Source organism: Ekhidna sp., from assembly GCF_963691765.1.
Lineage (GTDB): Bacteria > Bacteroidota > Bacteroidia > Cytophagales > Cyclobacteriaceae > Ekhidna.
On sequence record NZ_OY829375.1, the window covers coordinates 4194576 to 4217906 of the forward strand.

Annotated in this window: 15 protein-coding genes; 7 read left to right on the forward strand and 8 right to left on the reverse strand. The window is 36.9% G+C overall.

The annotated features are described in order from the left end of the window. Window positions 1-26: 26 nt before the first annotated feature. Window positions 27-1034, forward strand: coding sequence for a Kelch repeat-containing protein (locus ACY650_RS18755; RefSeq protein ID WP_462249943.1), 1008 nt, complete (start codon window positions 27-29; stop codon window positions 1032-1034). A 12-nt stretch (window positions 1035-1046) separates the two neighbouring features. On the opposite strand, the gene ACY650_RS18760 is transcribed toward ACY650_RS18755, so the two are convergent. Continuing rightward, window positions 1047-2969 (reverse strand): OmpA family protein, encoded by a 1923-nt coding sequence (locus ACY650_RS18760; RefSeq protein WP_462249945.1) that lies wholly within the window; start codon window positions 2967-2969, stop codon window positions 1047-1049. Window positions 2970-3067: 98 nt separating this feature from the next. On the opposite strand from ACY650_RS18760, the gene ACY650_RS18765 reads away from it, so the two are divergent. Together ACY650_RS18765 and ACY650_RS18770 are read left to right on the forward strand one after the other, a co-directional pair. Further along, entirely contained in the window at window positions 3068-3625 is a 558-nt protein-coding gene (locus ACY650_RS18765; RefSeq protein ID WP_462249947.1) for a hypothetical protein, read from the forward strand. Between the two features lie 42 nt (window positions 3626-3667). Then, the gene (locus ACY650_RS18770; RefSeq protein ID WP_462249949.1) at window positions 3668-4177 is read left to right on the forward strand and encodes a hypothetical protein; all 510 of its coding nucleotides are present in this window, start codon (window positions 3668-3670) and stop codon (window positions 4175-4177) included. A 63-nt stretch (window positions 4178-4240) separates the two neighbouring features. Here ACY650_RS18770 and ACY650_RS18775 read toward each other — a convergent pair whose 3' ends face one another. From ACY650_RS18775 to ACY650_RS18795, 5 genes are all read right to left on the reverse strand, one after another. Beyond that, window positions 4241-7069 (reverse strand): M16 family metallopeptidase, encoded by a 2829-nt coding sequence (locus tag ACY650_RS18775; RefSeq protein ID WP_462249951.1) that lies wholly within the window; start codon window positions 7067-7069, stop codon window positions 4241-4243. Between the two features lie 127 nt (window positions 7070-7196). Next, the gene (locus ACY650_RS18780) at window positions 7197-8561 is read right to left on the reverse strand and encodes an efflux RND transporter periplasmic adaptor subunit (protein ID WP_462249953.1); all 1365 of its coding nucleotides are present in this window, start codon (window positions 8559-8561) and stop codon (window positions 7197-7199) included. A gap of 29 nt (window positions 8562-8590) precedes the next feature. Further along, window positions 8591-10027 carry a TolC family protein gene (locus ACY650_RS18785; RefSeq protein WP_462249955.1) on the reverse strand — a complete coding sequence of 479 codons (1437 nt, stop codon included), beginning with the start codon at window positions 10025-10027 and terminating at the stop codon, window positions 8591-8593. Window position 10028: 1 nt separating this feature from the next. Further along, the gene (gene sdaAB / locus ACY650_RS18790; protein ID WP_462249957.1) at window positions 10029-10706 is read right to left on the reverse strand and encodes an L-serine ammonia-lyase, iron-sulfur-dependent subunit beta; all 678 of its coding nucleotides are present in this window, start codon (window positions 10704-10706) and stop codon (window positions 10029-10031) included. 38 nt (window positions 10707-10744) lie between these two features. Further along, window positions 10745-11539, reverse strand: coding sequence for a thymidylate synthase (locus tag ACY650_RS18795; protein ID WP_462249959.1), 795 nt, complete (start codon window positions 11537-11539; stop codon window positions 10745-10747). A 106-nt stretch (window positions 11540-11645) separates the two neighbouring features. Between ACY650_RS18795 and ACY650_RS18800 the strand changes: the two genes are divergently transcribed. Together ACY650_RS18800 and ACY650_RS18805 are read left to right on the forward strand one after the other, a co-directional pair. Next, entirely contained in the window at window positions 11646-13847 is a 2202-nt protein-coding gene (locus ACY650_RS18800) for an efflux RND transporter permease subunit (protein ID WP_462249961.1), read from the forward strand. Further along, window positions 13831-14280, forward strand: a complete 450-nt coding sequence (locus ACY650_RS18805; RefSeq protein ID WP_462249963.1) for a peroxiredoxin — start codon at window positions 13831-13833, stop codon at window positions 14278-14280. The genes ACY650_RS18800 and ACY650_RS18805 overlap by 17 nt, the downstream gene beginning before the upstream one ends. A gap of 3 nt (window positions 14281-14283) precedes the next feature. Here the strand turns inward: ACY650_RS18805 and ACY650_RS18810 are convergent, their stop codons facing one another. Further along, the gene (locus tag ACY650_RS18810) at window positions 14284-16737 is read right to left on the reverse strand and encodes an ABC transporter permease (RefSeq protein WP_462249965.1); all 2454 of its coding nucleotides are present in this window, start codon (window positions 16735-16737) and stop codon (window positions 14284-14286) included. 223 nt (window positions 16738-16960) lie between these two features. Here ACY650_RS18810 and ACY650_RS18815 point away from each other — a divergent pair, with 223 nt between their 5' ends. Then, window positions 16961-19543, forward strand: coding sequence for a DUF7151 family protein (locus ACY650_RS18815; RefSeq protein ID WP_462249967.1), 2583 nt, complete (start codon window positions 16961-16963; stop codon window positions 19541-19543). 60 nt (window positions 19544-19603) lie between these two features. Here ACY650_RS18815 and ACY650_RS18820 read toward each other — a convergent pair whose 3' ends face one another. Continuing rightward, window positions 19604-20380, reverse strand: a complete 777-nt coding sequence (locus tag ACY650_RS18820) for a hypothetical protein (protein ID WP_462249969.1) — start codon at window positions 20378-20380, stop codon at window positions 19604-19606. 125 nt (window positions 20381-20505) lie between these two features. Between ACY650_RS18820 and leuS the strand changes: the two genes are divergently transcribed. Further along, complete coding sequence (gene leuS, locus ACY650_RS18825; RefSeq protein ID WP_462249971.1) at window positions 20506-23271, forward strand: leucine--tRNA ligase; 2766 nt, start codon at window positions 20506-20508, stop codon at window positions 23269-23271. Window positions 23272-23331: the final 60 nt, after the last annotated feature.

A 23331-nucleotide genomic window follows, 5' to 3' on the forward strand; every position in this document is an offset into this window, starting at 1 on the left:
TAAGTTTTAAGTCTCAACATCAACAAATGAAAATCACTCAACTTCTACTTTTAGTTGTCAATCTCTTATTGTTTGCTGCATGCTCAAATGATGATGAATCTGTAACAGAGTCAGAAATACTACAAGTAACTGATACTTCTCTTGAATTTTCTGAAATATTCACATATGGACCTGTATCCATATCAAGTACTATTAAATCGCAAATTGATATGGTTAGCTTATCAGACAACAACAGTATCTATTTTGCATATAGAAACGACCTTAGAGAAGAGGCTCTTGTAAAGTTTGATCCAACAAGCAAAGAGTTAATAGAAAACACATTTGACAATAGTGATTTTACGTCTAAGCAACTAGTTGTAGTTGATAATGAACTTTTTGTTTTTGGTGGGAGATATCTCAATATATACGACTTAGATCTGATGGGAACTCCAAGATCCATGGCGCATGGTATAGCGACAATTTGGTTCGGATCTGCCTATGATGGCGAAGATATCTACATCATCGGTGGAGAGACCTCATTAGCTGGTGAAGATGTAGATGCAAGTCAAATATTTAAATGGGATTTCGAGAATGAAACATTAGTCCCTTTTTCAAATTTACCTGAACCTCGTTTTGGAGCTAGATCAGTGATTTCAGATGGATTTATTTACGTTTTTGGTGGATTTGATATTAGTGATTTTGAAAATAAAAATACTGTTTACAAAATATCGATTGACAATCCGGAAGATATTGAGGAGTTCAACAATATACCCGCAAGTCAATTCACATTTGTCAGAAGAGTTAAGAACCTTATCTATTTGGGAGGAACATCAGGTATCGATGATAGCGATGAGTTAGTGTCAACAATCGGAATATTTAATACCATTGACAATAGCTACACAGCACTTAGTTCCAATCTGATACTTCAAGGGGTTGAGAATTTCATTACACAAATGACCATCCTTAATGACAAAATGTATGTAATTGGGAAGCGAACATTTAGTGATTCCGGAGTAGAATACACGATTTATGAAGCACCCTTAAAGCATAAATGAGAGAGATAGTTTTTAAAACTCAACGATAACAAATTCAGTTCTTCTGTTGGTTGCTCTTCCTTCTCGTGTACTGTTATCTGCAATTGGAACTGTTTCTCCATAACCTTTGGCCACAAGTCTTTCTCTTTCAATTCCTGCTAAGACCATATATTCAACTACAGATTGTGCCCTTTTTTGAGACAAACTTAAGTTAGCCGCATCGGCGCCTTGACTATCAGTATGCCCTCCTACTTCGATGACCATCGTTGGGTTTTTCTTCATTAAATCAACAGCCTTATTCAACTCAACATAACTTATTGGCTTAAGCTCAGCTTTACCTGTTTCAAAGAAGATATTATTTAAAACCACTTTAGTTCCTTTCTCTATGGGCTCTAATGCGATATCATTAACTATTTCAGCATAAGCGGTATCCTTTGGAAGATTAAAATTCTGGGAATAGAAGAAAAACCCTTGACTGCTTGCCGAAACACTATAATCACGTCCTGCTGGCAATACAACAAGGTATTCACCCGTTTGCTCATTTGATTTATTGGTTGCAATAAGTTCTCCTGAGTTAAGATCCTCGATTAACACAAGGGCGCCTAATGGATCTTGATTAATCGCGTTGCTGACTACACCTTGAACAATAATGGTAGGCTTCGGTTTAAGCTCGTCAGGTAGCTCTACCTGAAAGATGTCATAGTTTTCCTCATCAAGTCTTGATGATGCCATATATGCGTCGCCTGAAGCTGAAATACTAAAGTTTGTATCATTACCTCCAGAATTAATCGGTTGACCAAGATTTTTAGGCGTAGACCACTTTCCATTTTCAAAAATGGTATAAAATATATCAGCTCCACCCATTCCAGGATGGCCTGTTGATGAAAAGTATAAGGTTTTGCCATCAGCAGCTAGAAATGGACTATTCTCACTTAAAGGAGTATTGACAATGCTTCCTAGGTTTTGAGGAATACCCCATAAACCAAGATGATTTTTATCTATCATGTACAAATCTGAAGCACCATACCCACCAGGTCTTCGCGATGTAAATATGATTCGATTTCCATCTGCATTTATTGTGGGCTGACTTTCCCAGTCCTTGGTATTTACTACATTTCCCATGTTCACAGGAACACTCCAAGTATTTCCATTAAGTTGGGTTATGTATAGATCGCAGCTCCCAATAGCTCCTTTCTCATCACACCTCACAAATACCATACTTTGGCCATCACCGGTAAATGAAGAACCAAAATCGTTAGCCATTGAATTAATAGGCTTAGGAAGAAGTTCAGGTGCACTCCATTGATCGCCACTTAGATTCGAAAAATATATGTCTTCGCCAAAATCTAGCTCAGCACTATTTTCATCCTTAAAGTCAAATCCGCCCTTTCGAACACTTGTAAAGTACAGTCGAGTACCCGTAGGGTTAACCTGAGGCATATAATCACCCGAAACACTGTTCAATGCGTCTATTGGTACTGGCTCAGTTGTATTGGGATCTTGAGCTCTTAATTCTGCACCAATATCTACATAGTTCAATCTATTCATAGCCAAATGAATCAATTTCGAAGATTTTGGGCTCTTTGGAGCTTTTTCCAAATACCGTTTTATATAAATACGCGCACTTCTTAGATTGTTAAGAGCTATATATGATTTAGCTATATCGTAATAGATCGAAATGTTATATTCAGAATCAACCTTTTCTAAATTTCTATATGCAGCAATTGTCTCTTTATCACGATTTAGAAAATCATAGGTTTTTCCAAGGTAATACCATGCATCAGCATATTGCGGATTTATTTTAACAGCTTCTTGAAACTTCTCGATAGCAGTCTCATAGTTTTCAAACTTAATTGCTTGCAATCCTTGTCTATAGGCATCTTTATGTGCCTGAGACAATACGGACAATGAAATAAGGAATAGAATAATGAAATAGCTGAAACGTTGAAAATGCATGTTATCTATATTTATTACATCATGAAATTAGAAAAATAATACTAGAAATAAGATTACTACAATAACCATTAGTATTTTAATAGTTCAAATATTGAAAAATGAAAAAATCACTAGCACTAATAATTTTACTATCAATTGGAATATCCACTTATGGTCAGGTTGGTACCACCTTTCCTGATATGGAAGCAGAAACATTAACAAATGAATTTGTAAATCTTCCTAAAGACATCAGCGACAAGTACAGTCTAGTTGGACTCGCATATTCCAAAAAAGCAGAGGATTATCTCAAAGGGTGGTTTGAACCTATCTACAATCAATTCATTTATAAGAATCCAAATCCAGGAATATTTGACTTTTCCTTTGACATCAACACCTATTTTGTTCCAATGTTCACCGGTGCTAAAAGGCCTGCCTACAAAAAGGTTATGAACAAGCTTAAAAAGACCATTGACGAACGTATGCAGCCCAATATTTTATTTTATAAAGGAACATTAAAAGAATATAAAGACGCTTTAAATTTTGATGGCAAAGAAGTTCCATACTTCTATGTTTTAGACCCTGAAGGTAAAATTGTTTACACTACATCTGGGAAATTCACACAGAGAAAAATGCAAGAAATCACTGATGCTGTTAAAAGTGCAATGAGTATCGATTAAATTGTTTGTTTATAATTCACTAATTACTCAAAAAATTACGCTATGAAGAGACTAACCATTTTATTGATTCTAATCACATCAATCGGAGAATTATCTGCACAAAAGTGCAAGTATACATTCGACAAAGAAGATCCTATTTCAGGAGAAAGAGTTCGTAGAAATAGTTACAAATTAAAAAAGCAAGCATTCACTGTGAGCTATTACAGAAATGGAGATGACTACAGATTGGAGCTTAGTATTTTATTTGCTGGATCGCGGAATGATATAATCACTCCCAAAGATGAGCTCATCCTCAAAATGTCTAATGGAGAAAACGTTTCTGTCAATCCTGTAGAAAATTATGAACCAGTTAAACAAGCCACTACAGTTGGCGTCTATACGGTTTATGCTGTTTCATATGCTGCCACGAAGGAAATAATGGAACAACTATCAAATGGCGGAGGTATTACCTATGCTCGTGCAACAATTGGAAGCGAATCATTTGATGTAGAAGTAAAAGGAAAAAACTCTGAGAAAATGATGGAAGGAGCTAAATGCATGTTGAGCGATTAGCATTTTCATTCTTAAATAAAAAAAGGGCATCCACGATGCCCTTTTTTTGTTAGACTAACATTTCTATTGGGCTGTCTGATTGCCGTAGATATCTAGTATTATTGGATCGCCCATTCCTAACTTCTTCACCTCTTCCAATTGAGTAGCTCCATCTCCAACAACCAAATAAATCATTTTGCTTTCATTCATGTATTTACTAATCATCTCCTTGTAATCAGCAAGAGACATTGATGTCAGTTCTGCTTGTTCTTTTTCCATAAAATCTGGAGACTTCCCGAACTTGCTTATCTCATGTAGCATATTGAGCTTAGCACCTAGACTTTCAAAAGCACGTGTATTGGCTTTTAACACTTTAGTTTGAGTCACATCTACATCTTCCTGAGTAAAATTATCACCATAATTGGCAATCATATCTTTCATAATTTCCAAAGAAGCAAGTGTTGCATTTGCTCTTACACTTGATGTTGCTGTAAAAGGAGAAACTTCAGTTCGTTGCTGTACAAAAGCATAAGCTCCATAGGTATAGCCCTTTTCGATTCTTAAGGTTTGAAATAGCTGACCACTAGATCCACCTCCTAGTTTCTCATTAGCATATGTGAGTTCATTGTATTGTGGATTAACTCCAGATATAGCTTGTTTTCCTATGTAGATAACCGATTGCTTTGCACCTGGGAAATCAATAAAATACAGCTTACCACCAGATGTATTTTTCGGCAATTCATATGATACTAGTTCCACGTCTTTTGACTCCCATTGAAAACCATTCAATTTATTCATTACATCCTCTTGGCTAATACTTCCAGCTACGTGAAAGCTCGCGATAGATGGCGAAAAATTAACTTCATAATATGCTTTCAAATCATCCATAGTTATACTTTCAGCTGATTCAGCGGTCCCTATTGAAGAGTATCCAAGAATATGATCATCACCATACAATAGCTTGGTATAAACTGTAGATGCTATTGCCGTTGGACTTGCTTCTCTTCCTTTCAATCTCGTCACACGTGATTGCTTAAGTCGGTCAAATTCTTTTTGATCCCATCTTGGTTCGGTAAGAATTTCCTGAACCAGCGCAAAAGTTTCATCAAAGTTTCTCGCTAGGCAAGAGGCTGAAATGACTATTTCTTCAGATCCGGCATACATATTAATCGAAGCACCTAAAAGACCTATTGCTTCTTCCAGCTCTGCTGGTGTCTTAGTTTGTGTTCCTTCAGTCATCAAATTAGCCAACAAAGAGGCTACACCCGACTTATCGATTGGATCATGATAATGACCACCTTTAAGTGTTATATCAAAATACACTAAAGGAAGTTCGTTATTCTCGATTCCAAACACTTGCATTCCATTATCTAAATACGAATTCCAAACTTCCGGAGATTTTAGCAATGGTAGTTCGCCAAATTCAGGTTCTGACCTGTCATACTTGGATGGAGTTTTTTCATACTCAGCTACCTCGCCTCTTGAAGTATTTTCTGACGCTACATCTGCCACAACTTCTTCAATCCAAACCTCTGCTTCCTCTCCTCCTTCTACAGCCAAACCAAGTTGACCTGAAGGAACAACACTTGTCATAACATAATTTTGACCCTTTATGTACTTGTTAAATACATTCATTACGTCTTCTGCTGTTACTGCCTGAGTTAGCTCTGCAGTTTTAGTAATGTAACTTGGGTCGCCACCAAACTCATTGTCAGTTACCAATTGAAAGGCTTTATTCAAAACAGTGCTAACACCTTGATATAAGTTAGTCTCCAATTCTGCCTTAATTCTTCTTAAATCTTTCTCATCCACACCATTTGTTTCGAATCGAGCTAAACCATCCTCAATCGCTAATTTGACAGAATCTAAATCCACTCCGGCATTCGCTCTAACGCGAAATACAAATTCTCCAGCTACCTCATTTGAATTTTGAAAGGTGGAGGCATTAGGAGCCAGTTTCTGTTCTTCTACCACGACTTGATAGAGCGGTGCTTTCTTACTACCGCTTAGCAATTGCCCAAGTACATTTAAAGCATACATATCTTCATGATAGTCCTCAACGGTAGGATAAACCATTCTTAGCTCAGGCAACTTGGCAAAATTGTCTTCGAAATAAAGTGATTTGATTTGGTCAAGTGCAACAGGCATTGGTTCAGGTTTACTCACTTCTGGGCCTTTCCTTATCTCTCCAAACCATTGCTCCACCTTAGCTTTTGTCTCTTCCGGATCAATATCCCCAGCAATCACTAGTGTAGCATTTCCAGCTCCGTAGTACTGCTCATAAAATTCTTTTACATCATCAATTGTAGCCGCTTGCAAATCAGGAAGTGATCCAATTACTGTCCAGCTATATGGATGACCTTCAGGATAAAGATTCTTTCTTATTATTTCATCAGTATAACCATATGGTGCATTATCTACCCTCTGACGTTTCTCATTTTTCACAACTTGTTTTTCAGCTTCAAGTGCGTCACTAGTTACCGTATTGATCATATATCCGAATCGGTCTGAGTCGATCCATAATATCTTGTCAAAGGCGTCTTTAGGCACAACCTCGTAGTAAATTGTTCCATCAGACCATGTTCCACCGTTTCTACTTCCGCCCCATTCTGGAATCATTTTACGATTGGCACCTCGAGGAACATTTTCAGAATCATTAAATGACATATGCTCGAAAAAGTGCGCAAAGCCAGTTCTTCCTGGCTTCTCTCTATTAGAGCCTACATGCATTAAAGTAGCAACTGCTACAATTGGGTCAGAATGATCTTCATGAAGTACTACTTCTAAACCATTGTCAAGTGTGAATTTTTCGTATTCAATCTTAAATTCTTTGTTATCCATTTTTGATGAGCCTCCCGAGCAACTTACTAATAGTATTGCCACAGTCAACGATAAGATATGTGTGAGTTTCATAATGTTTGAATTTTGAGAGCACAAGATGTTTTAACACAAGGAGAATTAAAAAGAAGATGTGATAGTCGGCAAATATTAGCATAAAAAAACCCGCATGAGCGGGTTTTAAATTCGATAAGCTAAGGTTTTATTCTTCTGAATCTTCAGTTTCTTCAGCTTTTTTTCTTTGAGACTTTGCTTCGATGTCCTCACCATCTTTTAAACGTTTCGAAACTGCCAAGAATGGACCAGAAACGACTTCTGTACCTTCTTCAACACCCTTTACTATTTCAATTCGATCAAAGTCACTAATTCCTGTTTCAACTTCAGTTTTTACTGCCTTTCCTTCAGACATTACAAACACAACTTCTTGGACTTCCTCGTCAGATAGTTGATCACTTGAAGAGTTATCATCACTATTTCGTTTGTTCTTATCCTTATCAGCTCTAGTTGTAACTGCAGCTAATGGTACTGTCAAAATATCTTTCTTCACCTCAGTAATGATATCAACACTTGCTGTCATTCCTGGTCGGAAAGGGTACTTGATACCTTCTTCTTTTACTAAATCTTCATAAGAACTATTGAGTATTTGAATTCTTACCCCGAACTCAGTTACAGCATCTGCAGAAATTTTATCATTGGCGGTATTTGCAATATGTGTTACTACTCCCTTGAACGTCTTATCCTTGAAAGAGTATGAATCAACATCTATGATTGCAGTATCACCTACCGTAATTCTAATAATATCATTTTCATTCACGTCCACTTGTACCTCCATTTTAGAAAGGTCCGCAATACGCATTACTTCAGTACCCTGAAACTGAGATGTTCCCAGTACTGTCTCTCCTAGTTCAACTGGCAATTTTGAAACAATTCCACTCATTGGAGCTGTAAGACTTGTTAATCTTAAATTTTCTCTCGCATCATTTACCCTAGCTTGAGCACTTTTAAGACTATAATTCGCAGCGTTAACACTTTCCTTAGCTGACTCATAATCTTGCTCAGCAATTTGATAATTTGCTTCTGCTAGCTGAAAATCAGCTTCAGATATTACCTTCTCTTCAAACAGTTTTTTCTGTCTTAAAAAATCTTGCTCTGATCTTTTAAAGTTTGCCAAAGCCCTAGCTTGCGACGCTTTAGCCTGAGCAAGAGCAGCCTTCTGTTGATTCAGGCTTGCATCAGCTTGATCCAAGGCAGATTGAAAGTTATCTGGTCTAATACGAAGTAGAAACTGGCCCTTGCTTACACTATCTCCTTCTTCAATATCCATTTTAATTATCTCACCAGAAACCTCTGGACTCAAAGACACTTCGACGACAGGCTGTACTTGGCCTGAAGCACTTACCTTCTCTATAATTGTATTTTTCTCTGCTTTAGACAGCTCAACTTGCAGTTTCTTTTTCTGACCTACCCACCCTTGAGATTTACCAACAATCGCGAATAGAATAAGTACTACAACTAATCCTCCTAGGATGTATAAAATTTTATTATTTGATTTTTTCTTCTTAGCCATGATTTTAGATATAAATGATTGGGATCAGTTTAGAATGTTAGTGGTTTACCTTGATAGAACTCAAGTATCTTTTTTCTGAATACGAAATCGAATTTCGCTCTTGAAAGATCTGTTCGAGCTTGGTATAAATTATTTATTGCTACTTGATAATCTGTAAAATTTGCAGCGCCATTATTATACTGATTTTCAACCGCTCTCAAAGTTTCATCCAATGATTCTACTTGCTTTTGAGACGCAGAATAAGTTTGGGCAGCTGCTACAGCATTTCTATACGATGTTTCAATCGTTTGATATAAAGTATTTTCTTGTTCCTGCTTGTTAATTTCAGCTTGTTGCAATGCAATCTTAGATCGTTGAATATCTGATCGTGTACGGAATCCATTGAAAATTGGAACAGCAAGATTAAGTGATAATCTTCTACTAAAGTTGTTATCATATTGAGTAGAAAGAGGCACGTCACTTATATCTACCTGGCTTGTAATTTCCGGCTGCAATACGTTGTTACCATTGATGTCAATCAACCCACTTGGGATAAAGTTTCCTGTTGGTGTGGAGGTTACTTCTACGTCTTGGAAAGCATCTGAAAAGTTGGTACTCATTGATCCGCTTAATGATAAAGTAGGATACATTCCACCTTTAGAAACATCTAATCCAATATCTGCACTTTGTACTCTTAAGTCAGCACTTTTAATTTCTGGTTGATTTGCTGCTGCCTCATTATATAGTTCAATAATTGACGTTTGTTCGATTTCTGCTTGATCAACTGTTATGTCGGGAATAACAATGTCTATCTCATCTCCAGGAGGAAGTAACAAACCTTGTTTTAGTGTCAACACTGCTAAATCAAGGTTGTTTTGTGAGTTAATAAGATTCACTTCGTTAGTCGAAACTTGACTTTCTAATTGTAGTTTATTTGCCAAAGGAAGGGCTCCAGACTCAACTAGCAAAGAAGTCCTTTCTAGTTGTTGCTGACTTGATTCGAGCTGAAAACGTGCATTTTCCAAAAGCTCTTTATTAAAGATCACATTTACATAATTAAGAGCGGTATTGAGAGAAATATCATTTGAAGCTTTTTGCAGATCGTAATCTGATGCTGCTCTGTCAAGCTTACTTTGTCTAATTGAATTATGTACTTGGAGACCGTTAATGATAGGCACAGAAGTACTTGCACTTACTCCGTTAAAATTGATTCTCTGATCAATGAATTGGTTTGTTGTAGGGTCAATACCACGCCCCCAGTTATAACCAAAATTTCCATTAGCATTTAATGTTGGATAACGTTGAGCTTTAGCTTGCATGAGCCCCACCTCTGCATTTCTTAAATTCAACTCGCTACGTTGAACGGTAAGGTTGTTGTCTACGGCAATTTCAATACACTCTTCGAGTGAAAGTAGTCTTATTTCTTGACTGAAGGCTATTGTGCATAGCAACATCAGCATAGTGATTAGTCCTGTTTTAGTTTTCATGTCATTTGTCAATATCAGGTATGTAGATGACCTTGTGCACCCACTTCCTCTTCTTTAAATATTCCAAGGTTATTTCATCGATGCCCGAATCCATTTCTAGAATCAAGCATGCCAGATCGTTTCGACCTTTTCTCGAAACCGTCATTGTTGCAATGTTGCATTCGTCCTGTGATAATACTTCTGTGAAAAAGGCTATACTTCCTTTTACATCATCAGCTTCAATTATCAATGTATGAAGGCTTGCAGTAAAATTTGAATCAAAGCCATTTACTTCTTTAATTCTTATTACTCCTCCGCCTCTACTCTCTCCAAGTACCTCTATTTTTTTACCGTTCTTCTCTGCAATCACTCGAACAGAATTCGGATGAACTGTAGAAGCACTCCCAACTGACTTAAATGTATAAGTCAACCCTACCTCTTCTGTTAACTGCAGTGCATCCTTAATTCGTTTGTCATCGGTATGGTAGTCCATTAGACCTGCCAAAATGGCTCTGTTACTACCATGCCCCTCATAAGTCCTAGCGAATGAGTTATAGAATATAATCTCAACTTTCTCAGCAACACCTCCCAATATTCTATTAGTTACTCTTCCAACCCGAACCACTCCAGCCGTATGGGAACTTGATGGACCAATCATAACAGGTCCTATCATATCGAATATTCCACTACTTTCTGCCATTTCTTTACGCTTAGTTGACTACCTCAGTTACCTAAATGTTACACAGCTACTGCACCTTTTATATGTGGATGCGGATCGTAGTTGATTAATTCAAAATCTTCATACTTAAATGAGAATATGTCTTTCACATCAGGGTTGATATTCATTGTTGGTAATACCCTAGGCTCTCTCGAGAGTTGCAATTCAGTTTGTTCTAAGTGATTATTATAAAGGTGTGCATCACCGAATGTATGTACAAAATCACCAGGTTGAAGATCGCAAACTTGTGCTACCATCATTGTAAACAAAGCATACGAGGCAATGTTAAAAGGCACACCAAGAAAAACATCTGCACTTCGTTGGTATAGCTGACAGCTTAATTTGCCATCAGCAACGTAAAATTGAAATAAAGTATGACATGGAGGAAGAGCCATGTTGTCAACATCCGCAACATTCCATGCACTAACAATATGTCTTCTACTGTCAGGATTATTTTTAATACCGTCAATTAATTTTTTGATCTGGTCAATACTTCTCCCGTCAGGTGTTTGCCAACTTCTCCATTGGACACCGTATACTGGGCCAAGATTGCCATCTTCATCTGCCCACTCATCCCAGATAGAAACACCATTGTCTTTCAGATACTTAATGTTTTGATCACCTTGAAGAAACCACAGTAACTCATGGATAATTGATCGTAAATGAAGCTTCTTGGTTGTTACGCATGGGAAGCCTTCGCTAAGATCAAACCTCATCTGATAACCGAACACACTTTTCGTTCCAGTACCTGTCCGATCACCTTTATCGGCGCCATTGTCCAGGATATGTTGCATTAGGTTGAGGTATTGTTGCATTCTGTTCGTAGTTTGGTAACAAAATTAACTTTTAAACGAAGAAACTCTGAGCCCACGATTAGATAAATATGTCGAGCGGTTAATAACCCTAAAGGGAAAGGTGATAATGACCAGCTTATTGGTAGTCATTACCATCGTTTTTGGCTGGAATCTTCAATTTTTGACTTTTGATTTTGAGTTTGAAAAATTTTTCCCAAAAGACCATCCTGATAGCCAGGCGTATATTGAACATACTAAACAGTTTGGTTACGACAATGACTACTTACATATAATCATTGAGGAGAAATCTGGAATATTTAATAAAGAGTTTTTATTGAGAGCTAGTCAGTTTGAAAAATCTCTTTCTGATATCAAGGATGTTAAAAACGTCTATTCACCCCTATCACTACAGCACGTTATTAAGACGCCTACCGGACTTGTCATATTCCCTCTGATTCACACTGATAGTCCTTCCAAATATCAACTAAATCAAGATAGTACAAGAGTATTTAGCAATTCTTTTTATAGATCTGCATTTAGTACAAAAGGTGATGCAATTAGCATATATCTCAACCATAAACATTTTAGCGATCAACCCAGAAGTGATAAGCTATTAAATTCAATTAAAGAAAAAGCACGACTCTATGGGATAACCAACATAAAACTAGTCGGTAAACTAAGTGCAGCTGGTGTCTTTGTTTCATACATTCAAAATGACTTTTCCAAATTTTTAATAGGCTCCTTACTACTAAGTTTTTCCCTGCTAGTTATCATATTTAGAAATTTTAAATCAGCACTTCTACCCTTCTTAATAAGTCTTCTTTCAATCATTTGGCTTTTTGGGATAATTGGGATGTTAGGGATAAAAATCAACCTGCTGAGTTCACTACTTCCTCCAATACTCTTTTTTGTATCAATGTCTGATGCTGTCCATTTGATCAATGCACTAAAAAGGTCGACAGCAAAGACAAAAGCTAGCAAGCTTAAAGATGCTTTGAAAGTAGTATGGGTTCCCACCCTTTTGACATCACTGACGACAGCAATAGGGTTTTTAAGTTTAGTTTGGATCAATACTGAGCCCGTTCAAATACTTGGTGTTTTTGCAGCTATCGGTATTTTAATAGCATTTCTCGTCACCTTTAGTTTTGGACTGCTAGTATCATCTTTAACCAATTATTCATCATCTAGAAAAACTATTGGTATTCCTAGCCAGTGGCTCAATTTTATAGAAAAGAGAAAAAGACTTGTGATAGTTGGATTATCTATTTTGCTTGCTTTTATAATTCCAGGAATCTCCAAACTTGAAGTCAATTCATTTCTGTTAGATGACTTACCTCAAACTTCAGATGTACGTCTGGATTTTGAATATGCCGACGCAGAATTAGGTGGCTCTAAACCTTATGAGGTAAGAGTCGAAGTTGCTGACTCCTCATTATCCATATGGGACAAAAAAGTAATGGATGAAATAGTGAAAATCGAAGACTATTTACTTAATGAATTCCCAATTGTAAAAGTGCAATCTCCAGCAACCATTATTAAGTACTTGAACATGGTCAATAACGGAGGCTTAAATGGCAACTTCAACTATCCAAACTCAAACATTGAATACGAACAAACGCTACGATTGAAAAATAGAATTGATCCAAAACGTCTGGACAAACTCGTAACTGAAGACAGTAAGGTTGGAAGATTAATTGGATTTTTTCCTGAATTAGGATCGAAAGAAACGGGCATTAGAAATGAGAAAATGTTAAACATACTATCTGACCAAATCAATGGTGAGATTATTAATTACAGGATAACAGGAACTACCTATTTGATAGATAAAAGTCATGAATTACTATCATTCAATCTCTTAAAAGGACTTCTTACCGCAATCATAGTGATAGGTATTGTCCTGGGGATTTACTTCAGATCTTTTAGACTTCTAATTATAAGTCTCATTCCGAATATTATACCACTGATTTTAATAGCAGGCATTATAGGTTGGCTAGGCATTTCTTTGAAAATGACAACTTCAATAATATTCACAATCGCATTTGGAATAGCTGTTGATGATACCATTCATATGATGAGTTATTATTTGAGAAGTAATAAGGAAAATCCTAGTGAACGCATGAAAGATACAATTTTACATGCTGGTAACGCTATGCTTGTAACCTCATTAATAATGAGTGCAGGATTTGCATTATATCTATTTTCAAATTTTGGAGCTACATTCTATCTTGGTCTCTTTGTGAGCCTATCATTACTGCTCGCACTAATCATTGATTTGACGATTTTACCTTTATTATTAACTCATTTTAAGAAAAATGCTATCAATAGGTGACAAGATACCGGATATCACATTGCAAAATCAAAATGGAGACAATGTAGCATTATCCTCTTTTAAAGGAGCTGCTCTAGTGGTCTATTTTTATCCAAAAGACAATACGAAAGTATGCACAGCACAGGCCTGCGGATTTAGAGACAATTATGAAGAATTCAAAAATGCAGGAGCAGAAGTAATCGGAATTAGTAGAGATAGCTCTTCTTCTCATAAGAAGGTTTCGGACAAAAGGAAACTGCCATTTATTCTGTTGAGCGATCCAAAGAAAATAGCATTGAATGCATTCAAAGTACCCAGTGCCTTATTTGGTCTTATTCCTGGAAGAGTAACATTTGTGATAGATAAAAATGGTGTTGTAGTACACACATTCAGAGCAGATTTCAATGCTGACAAGCACATAAAATCTGCTCTGAATGTATTGAGCAAAATCTAAATGCTACTCATCTTTCAATACTTCAGAAGGGTTCATCAGTGACGCTTTAGAAGTCTGAAATACAGATATAGAAACAGAGATTAACAATAAAATAGTTAGGGATGTCAAAAAGATCTCTGGCCCCATTACAATGTGATATTCAAAATCTGACAGCCATATATTCATAAAATAGAAGGCTACAGGTCCTGCCAAAGCGAATGCGATTAGCATTAGTCGGATATACCCTTTTGAGAAAAGTATAACAATGCTCGACACTGATGCACCAAGTACTTTTCTTACTCCGATTTCTTTTAACTTTTGCTCAATGGAAAAAACAACGATTCCAAATAAGCCCAATGAGGCTATTATTATTGTTAGCACAGCGAAAAATGACAAGACACTACCAAACTGTTGTTCTCGCTGATAAGTACGCTCGAAATAGTCATTTAAAACAACATACCTAAAAGGTCTTCCTGGTGCAAAATCATTCCATTTTGCCTGAACAGACTCTCTAATATTTTCAAAGTCCTGTTGAGTAGAATGAGTTTTAATAATTACTCTGGTCAATGGCCTCTCACCTTGTGCATTAGACTGTGAATGAAAAATAGCAAATGGCTCGATAGGAGATCGAAGAGAAGCGAAATGAAAGTCTTTGGCCACTCCTATTATATGATAGGTACCACTCCAATTCGTTACTTTCTTATTGAGTATTGATTCATCAACTACCCACCCAATGGATCGTGCTGCAGTCTCATTTATAATTATTCCATTTTTGTCGTCTGAATAGGATTTATCAAAACTTCTTCCGACTGCCATCTCTATTTCTAATAGGTCAACATAACTTTCATCACCTAACACATAGTTAAGTGGTAGTGAACCTGAATTAACTTTATCAGGTATAAACTGATCTCCATTGTACACACGTAATGGCACTGCATCACATACTGCCGTGCCAATAACTCCATCAAGATTTAACAACTCATCAGTAAATTCTTCTTGAGAATCAATCCAATGCACATTTTCGATTGTAATGAGATTTTCCTGTTGAAATCCCATATCGGCATTTAGAAAATAATTGAGTTGTTTATAAATAGTAATGGTACAAATAATAAGAAGAAATGAGAGTACATATTGAGTGGTAAGCATTCCATTTCGAATCCTCGTACCTCCTTTACCTGACTTGAGCTCACCCTTCATTGCGGCAATAGGTTTGAACTTATTGAAAAATAGAAAAGGATAAAACCCAGCCACAAAACTTACTGCGCCAATCAATAGTATGATAAATCCAACTAAAAGAGGAACATTTACCGAACCAAATGCCAGGTTTGATCCTAAGGATTGATTGATGAACGGAAGAACATAATAAATACTTCCCAAAGCAATAGTTATGGATATCAAGCAATAAGCTAGAGACTCGCCAAAAAATCGTCTTATAAAGGCAGACCTGCTTCCACCCAGCACTTTCCTAAGTGCTACATCTTGAGCTCGACTGGTAAACTGCGCTGTACTCAAATTGATGAAATTAATGCAAGATAAAATCAGCAAGAAAACTGCAGAACCAATAAGAGCAACTACAATGGTAAAATCTCCTACGTTATTGATTCGATTATAGATCCCTTTCGAATGAAGGTAAATATCTTGAAATGGTTGTAGATACAGATTCCATTCTTTGCCAGCAGCTATATACTCATCATAGGTATAGCCCATCACCTCTAAGGTCTGAATTGCATGTTTTTTGGGTAGTTCATTAATCTTTGTTTGTACCACTTGTGGATCTGATCCTTTCTCCATCAAAACAAAAGTTTCAAATGTGGTCCACATCCAACTCCAATTACTTCTTTCAACCCGATCTATACTTCCCATTGAGACCATTAAATCAAAATCTATATACTGATTTCGATTAGTATCTTTTGTTACTCCAGTTACTTTATAGGACTTTCTAATTGGTCCACCACCAAGGTCAATTAATTTCCCCATTGGGTTCTCATCACCAAAAAATCGTTTTGCAGCTTGTTCTGATAAAACAACAGAATATGGAAGATCCAGTGCTGTGGATGCATTTCCTTTCAACAAAGGATAAGTAAAGACTTCAAAAAAATTGGAGTCCGCTGCTAAAACATATTCCTCATTAAAAAACTTCTCTTCATTTCCATCCTTGAATCTTACAGGCATTAGATCTGGTGTATGAACTCTTACAACCTCCTTAGCTTCCGGAATATCCTCCAGGATTGCATAGCCAACTCCAGGTCCTGTGCTGGAGAATAAATTGGGATTATCCTCTCCCCAAATGAAGGTTTGATTTACTCTATATATCTGATCGCCATTTTCATGAAAAGTATCATAACTCATTTCATTTTCGACATACATGTAAATCAGAATAGATGCAAAAAATCCAACAGTAAGTCCGAGTATATTAATGGATGAAAAAAGCTTATTTCTTTTTAGTGATCTAAAGAATAATTTGAATGATGTTAACATATGATCTTATCGGTTTCAATATCAACATGTCATAAAGGATGCCAAAGTATATATATGACTGAATATCAACAATTTAATTCATTTGATAATTATAATCTCGTTCGAATTTGAACAAAGAGTTGTACAGTTTAAATCAAAACCTAAATATTAGTATAGTTATATTTTTTAGTAATAATATTACATTGATTAAATTGCAAAAATTATCAAATCACTCACTACCACTATGAATCGCATTTCACTTTATTCGCGAAAATTTCTATTAATCATTTTATTATCTACGTTCTCGATCAGTTGCTCAGAGGAGGCAACTGAACCGACCAACGGAGTGGACGGCACAAATGGCTTTAATGCCTTAGTAGAAATTGAAGAAGAATCAGCAGGAAACAATTGCTCCAGCGGTGGGGTTCGAATTTCAGTTGGTCAAGACTCCAATGAAAATGGAACCTTAGACGAATCAGAAATTACATCAGTCAGTTTCATATGTAATGGTACCGATGGTAATAATGGCACAAACGGAAATAACGGCTTGAACCTACTTGCAAGAACTTCACCAGAAAATCCCGGTGAAGACTGTGAAAATGGTGGAACATTAGTTGAAATAGGAACAGACAGCAATGGGAATAACATTTTAAATGATAATGAAGTACAAACCTCATTTTTTGTTTGCAATGGCACCGATGGAGCTAATGGCGGTTCAGACGGAACTAACGGTCTTACCAGTATGATTAGAGTTTCTTCCAGTTCATCTTGTGACAATGGTGGCATAGAAATAAAAATTGGTCTTGACTCAAATAGCAATGGAGAACTAGATGACGGAGAAGTTGATGCTACTTATGACATATGCAATGGTTCTGATGGATCAGATGGAACAAATGGAACCAATGGATTGGATGGCTATACCACATTGTCAAACATAATAACAGAAGATCCTGGAGCTAATTGTGCTAACGGTGGTATAAAAATCGAATTAGGCTTAGATACAAATAACAATGGAACGCTAGATAATGATGAGGTAGTTTCCGAAAACTATGTTTGCAATGGAACTAACGGATCTAATGGATCAGATGGCAGTGATGGATCAAACGGAACGGATGGTTCAGATGGTATATCAAGTATCACAAGGGTATCAACCGAAGATCCTGGTTCAAACTGTTCCAATGGAGGGCTAATTATTGAAATTGGAATGGATGACATTACTACTGATGGAGTTCTTCAGAATGATGAGGTGGATTATACATATTACGTTTGCAATGGTTCAAATGGAGCCGACGGTAATGATGGGTCAAACGGAACGGATGGTACAGACGGCTTAAATTCACTAATGCGGACATCCAACGAGCTACCTGGTCCTAACTGCAGTAATGGTGGTATACAAATCGAAATTGGGTTAGATACAAACAATAACGGTACACTAGAGAATGGAGAAGTTATAGGAATGCCAATTTTTGTTTGCAATGGAATTAACGGAACAAATGGTGCAGATGGATCAGACGGAACAAATGGGTCTGACGGAAGAGATCTTATTGTAGTCACAGACACGGATGTCACTTGTCCGAATGGAGGAATCGAATTCTCCTTTGGTTACGATGATAATGGTGATGGAAACATTGATGAGCTACTCGAGACATCACTAATATGTAACGGAAATAATGGATCCAATGGCAGCAATGGTCAAGATGGACTTAACTCAATTGTACGATCTACCAATGAAGATCCAGGCACAAATTGTGCTAATGGAGGATCTTTTATTGAAGTCGGTATTGACAATAATAGAAACAATACCCTTGATGCAGGAGAAGTAGATGCATCTTTTTATGTATGTAATGGACAAGATGGAAGCGACGGAACCAACGGGACGAATGGAACAAATAGTTTGATTACCGTATCGTCGTTTTCCGGTAGTTTAGGAGGGTGTACGAATGGTGGATTGATCATAAGATCAGGAATCGACGATGATAGAGACGGTACACTTGACGCAGGAGAAGTTGATGCAACTTCCTACGTATGTAATGGTGATGATGGTACAAATGGAACTGATGGTACTTCTGACAATATCTTTGAATTCTATTTTCAGGAAGGATTTGACGGATACTCTGGAGTATTAGATGCTTCTATCTCCGATAAAAATCCAACAGAAGTTGGAGAAACATTAAGTGTCGATAGAGGTTCAACAGATAGCCACGGTTTAATATATTTCCCTGAATTGGAAACACTAAGAGATCGAGTTGGTGAAGATTTTCAAATAGTTGAAGCTATCCTATACTTACGTGCTTTTTCAGGTCGTGTTGATGGTCAAACACAAGGTAATTGGTTAGGAGTAAAAACGTTAAACTCCTCTTCCCCACTTTTTGATGAAACGGGTGTAAGTTGGACAAGAGCAAATTCTTCAGATGAGAATTGGTCAATACCAGGTGTAACCTCACAAAATACAGATGGTGATGCCAATAGCTACTCTGACATGTTTCAACTACCAGCTACTGGTAATTTTGCATTTGATGGCTATGTGCCTTTAAAAATGAGTATAAGTGAAATTTCTCAATGGGCTGATCGCGACACTGGAAAAGATTCAAACAAAGGACTTGTACTATTAATGGCAAATCTTGGTATCCAATACGAATTAGATATTTATACTTCGAATTATAGTAGCGATGTAAACTACAGACCTACGCTTTATTTAAAAGTCAAAACTGGCGTTAAATCCAGTGTTTCAATAGAAAATGCAGATTTAGTATTTACTGAGAAGTGGAAAAAATTGAAGTATAAGGAAAAGCTAGCTCCACTAAAACGGAAAATTGATAGAAATTAGTGTCTACCTAATCGTAACATAAAGCCCCAATCTAATAGAGAGGGGCTTTATTTCTATTTCTTAGAATCCACCAATTTTTAAGGTGATATAGTAGTTAAGTTTATCAAATGCATCCGATTCCGTATTAACTAATTCCAGATCCTGTGTAAAACGTTTACTTACACCTGTCGCCAGTCTGAAATTTCTACTAATATTGAATTCAAGATTTGCACCTGGTTCAATATACCAAAAGACATCACTGTCCAATTCTTTTTCCAGAGGCAATGGCATCGTGTTATCTTCATTAGTACGGTGATATCCCAACCAACCGGCTCCACCTGATACAGGAAATGTTACGTGAACTACTTCGTTGGAAAAGAATATCAATTCAAGAAACATTCCCCCGTAGCCCCCAAGAACATTGATTTCTTGACCAGCCTCTATGTCATCAAACTTTGCTGTAGGTATAATACCATGAGCCTCTACCCCTATTCCTAATGTCCTATTAATTATCCAACCGCCTCTTAAACCTCCCATAACTATGGATTCATTTCTAAATTTGGTACTCCTAAAAGATATGGCACCAAACCCACCACTATGACTCATAGAACCACTAAGTGTTTTAATGTCCCTTCTCCTATCTTTCCTTCGTTCAGGTTCAGAACTTTGATAATATATAATTTTAGGAGTATCATCGTCATTGACCTCCTGATTATCTGCAGGCTCTGGAATAGTATCACTGGGAGTAGTTTTTTCTGTGACTACAGGCTTCTTCTCGGTTTTGGTAGTATCACTCTCTTGAGCTAATACAACGCTCGATATTACAAGTGCAAATACAAAAATTAAAAGTTTGTTCATTCCTTTTTACTTAATTGAGTTATTTCTTCTAAAGACAGGCGAAATATGTAATGGTTTCCTCAATTTGTAAACCTATTTCTTATCTTCATCTTTTACCTTTGCGAGCTTAAAATTTTACTAATCGAATGGCCGAATACAATTTTAAAGAGGTAGAAAGCAAGTGGCAAAAGCAATGGGAAGAAAGTAACCTATATAAGGTTTCAAACATTTCAGATAAACCCAAGTACTATGTCCTGGATATGTTTCCGTATCCATCAGGAGCTGGACTACACGTAGGTCACCCTCTTGGCTATATTGCTTCAGATATTGTCTCTAGATATAAGAGATTGAAAGGATTTAATGTCCTTCATCCAATGGGATTTGACAGCTTTGGTCTTCCAGCAGAACAGTACGCTATTCAAACTGGCCAACATCCAGCTATTACGACCGATGATAACATAGCCAGGTATAAGGAACAGCTAAAGGCATTAGGTTTTTCGTACGACTGGTCAAGAGAATTAAGAACCAGTGATCCTTCTTTTTATAAATGGACACAATGGATATTTAAACTCATCTTCAATAGCTGGTACAATAACAATACTGATAAAGCAGAACCTATTGAGACACTCATTGCAAAACTAAATGAAAGTGGCAATCAGGAGTTAAACGCTGCTTGCGATGAAGATACTCCCGCTATTACTGCTGAAGAATGGAATAATTACTCTGAAAAAGAACAACAACTCCTCTTACTTAAGTATAGACTAACATATCAAGCTGAAACTACCGTTAACTGGTGTCCTGCACTAGGAACAGTACTATCTAACGATGAAGTAAAAGATGGATTCTCTGAGAGAGGCGGTCATCCAGTCGTAAAGAAAAAAATGCCTCAATGGAGTATGCGAATTACCGCTTATGCCGACAGGCTTTTGACAGGATTAGACAACATTGATTGGCCTGAGCCAATTAAGGAAATGCAACGAAATTGGATTGGGAGATCCAATGGAGCCGAAATCGATTTTGCTGTAGAGAATTCTGATGAGAAAATCAGAGTTTTCACTACAAGAATTGATACAATCTTTGGTACAAGCTTCATGGTAATAGCGCCAGAAAGTGATTATACGCAGCCACTTACTACTAAGGAGCAAAAGGAGCAAGTAGAAGAGTACGTCAATATCGCTAGAAACAGATCTGAACGTGAACGAATGAGTGATGCCAAAAATGTCACTGGAGTGTTCACGGGTAGCTATGCAATACATCCCTTTAATGGTGATAAAATTCCTGTTTATGTGGCAGATTATGTACTAGCTGGATACGGTACAGGTGCGGTTATGGCAGTTCCAAGTGGCGATCAAAGAGATTTTGATTTTGCAAAGAAATTTGACCTTCCTATTCCGTTGATCAATGATGCACAAAAAATTACAGAAACCGAAGCAGACCCCACTAAAGAAGGTAAGATCATAAATTCAGATTTCTTAAATGGCCTCTCTCCTCTTGAGGCGATGGAAAAAGGAATTCAAGAAGTAGAAAATCGAGGTATTGGTGTAAGAAAGATCAACTTTAAACTTAGAGATGCCATATTCGGAAGACAACGATATTGGGGTGAACCAATCCCTGTGTACTATGAAGATGGAATTCCCAAGCTTGTACCAGATGATGAATTACCTCTTAACCTACCTAAGATAGACGAGTACTTACCAACAGAAGATGGAGATCCACCATTAGGAAGGGCTCAAAATTGGAACTATAGTGGTAAGAGTTATGAACTCTCAACAATGCCTGGTTGGGCTGGTAGTAGTTGGTATTTCTTCCGATATATGGATTCACAAAATTCTGGAGAATTCTCAAGCGATGAGGCGAGAAAATATTGGCAAGATGTAGATCTATACATGGGCGGTAGTGAGCATGCTACTGGACACCTACTCTACTCAAGGTTTTGGACGAAATTTCTTTACGACTTAGGAATTGTTGAAGTGGATGAATATGCAAGGAAATTGGTTAATCAAGGAATGATTCAAGGTCGTTCGAGTTTTGCATACAGAGTGAATGGAGAAAACAAGTATGTATCAAAAGCACTAAAAGGAAGTTACTCAACAACACCTATTCATGTTGATGTCAACATTGTTAAAGATGATATTCTTGATATTGAAGCTTTTAAGAAATTCAAATCCGATGCAAAAGATGCAAAATTCATCCTTGACAACAATAAGTTTGAGTGCGGATGGGAAGTTGAAAAAATGTCTAAAAGATGGTTTAACGTAGTTAATCCAGATGATCTTGTTGAGAGATACGGCGCAGATACATTGCGTATGTATGAGATGTTTTTAGGACCAATAGAGCAAAGTAAACCTTGGAATACCAATGGCATAGAAGGCGTCTATAAGTTTCTTAGAAAGTTTTGGTCATTATATTTTTCTACTGGTTCATTTAGAATTTCAGATGAAAGTCCAACGAAAGAAGAACTAAAAGTTCTTCATGGTGCTATCAAAAAAATAGCTGAAGATGCAGAAAATCTTTCATTGAATACGTCGGTAAGTACATTTATGATTGCAGTAAATGAGCTGTCAACTTTAAAGTGTAATAAGCGTGAAATATTAGAGCCATTGACAGTAATATTATCACCATTTGCACCTCATATCACAGAAGAAATTTGGTACCTTTTAGGCAACAAGACATCTGTTGTTGATGCGAGCTATCCAGTTCTTGAGGAAAAGTATCTTATTGAAGATACCATTGAGTATCCCGTTTCTGTTAACGGAAAGATGCGAGCCAAAATCAATTTCCCGGCAGATGCAAGCAAAGAATCAATTGAAGAAGGTGCTTTAAATAATGAAACTATTCAAAAATGGCTTGATGGTAAGGAGCCAAGAAAAGTGATCGTTGTTCCAAAAAAGATAGTCAACATTGTTGTGTAGTTTATAGTCTTCAAAGAAGTCTACCAAACATTAAAAAAGCCTCTGATGATAACATCAGGG

What these genes read in the sequence shown, in the direction of transcription:
- ACY650_RS18755 (WP_462249943.1), top strand. Translation starts at nt 27, where the DNA reads ATGAAAATCACTCAACTTCTACTTTTAGTTGTCAATCTCTTATTGTTT.
- ACY650_RS18760 (WP_462249945.1), bottom strand. Translation starts at nt 2,969, where the DNA reads ATGCATTTTCAACGTTTCAGCTATTTCATTATTCTATTCCTTATTTCA.
- ACY650_RS18765 (WP_462249947.1), top strand. Translation starts at nt 3,068, where the DNA reads ATGAAAAAATCACTAGCACTAATAATTTTACTATCAATTGGAATATCC.
- ACY650_RS18770 (WP_462249949.1), top strand. Translation starts at nt 3,668, where the DNA reads ATGAAGAGACTAACCATTTTATTGATTCTAATCACATCAATCGGAGAA.
- ACY650_RS18775 (WP_462249951.1), bottom strand. Translation starts at nt 7,069, where the DNA reads ATGAAACTCACACATATCTTATCGTTGACTGTGGCAATACTATTAGTA.
- ACY650_RS18780 (WP_462249953.1), bottom strand. Translation starts at nt 8,561, where the DNA reads ATGGCTAAGAAGAAAAAATCAAATAATAAAATTTTATACATCCTAGGA.
- ACY650_RS18785 (WP_462249955.1), bottom strand. Translation starts at nt 10,027, where the DNA reads ATGAAAACTAAAACAGGACTAATCACTATGCTGATGTTGCTATGCACA.
- sdaAB (WP_462249957.1), bottom strand. Translation starts at nt 10,706, where the DNA reads ATGGCAGAAAGTAGTGGAATATTCGATATGATAGGACCTGTTATGATT.
- ACY650_RS18795 (WP_462249959.1), bottom strand. Translation starts at nt 11,539, where the DNA reads ATGCAACAATACCTCAACCTAATGCAACATATCCTGGACAATGGCGCC.
- ACY650_RS18800 (WP_462249961.1), top strand. Translation starts at nt 11,646, where the DNA reads ATGACCAGCTTATTGGTAGTCATTACCATCGTTTTTGGCTGGAATCTT.
- ACY650_RS18805 (WP_462249963.1), top strand. Translation starts at nt 13,831, where the DNA reads ATGCTATCAATAGGTGACAAGATACCGGATATCACATTGCAAAATCAA.
- ACY650_RS18810 (WP_462249965.1), bottom strand. Translation starts at nt 16,737, where the DNA reads ATGTTAACATCATTCAAATTATTCTTTAGATCACTAAAAAGAAATAAG.
- ACY650_RS18815 (WP_462249967.1), top strand. Translation starts at nt 16,961, where the DNA reads ATGAATCGCATTTCACTTTATTCGCGAAAATTTCTATTAATCATTTTA.
- ACY650_RS18820 (WP_462249969.1), bottom strand. Translation starts at nt 20,380, where the DNA reads ATGAACAAACTTTTAATTTTTGTATTTGCACTTGTAATATCGAGCGTT.
- leuS (WP_462249971.1), top strand. Translation starts at nt 20,506, where the DNA reads ATGGCCGAATACAATTTTAAAGAGGTAGAAAGCAAGTGGCAAAAGCAA.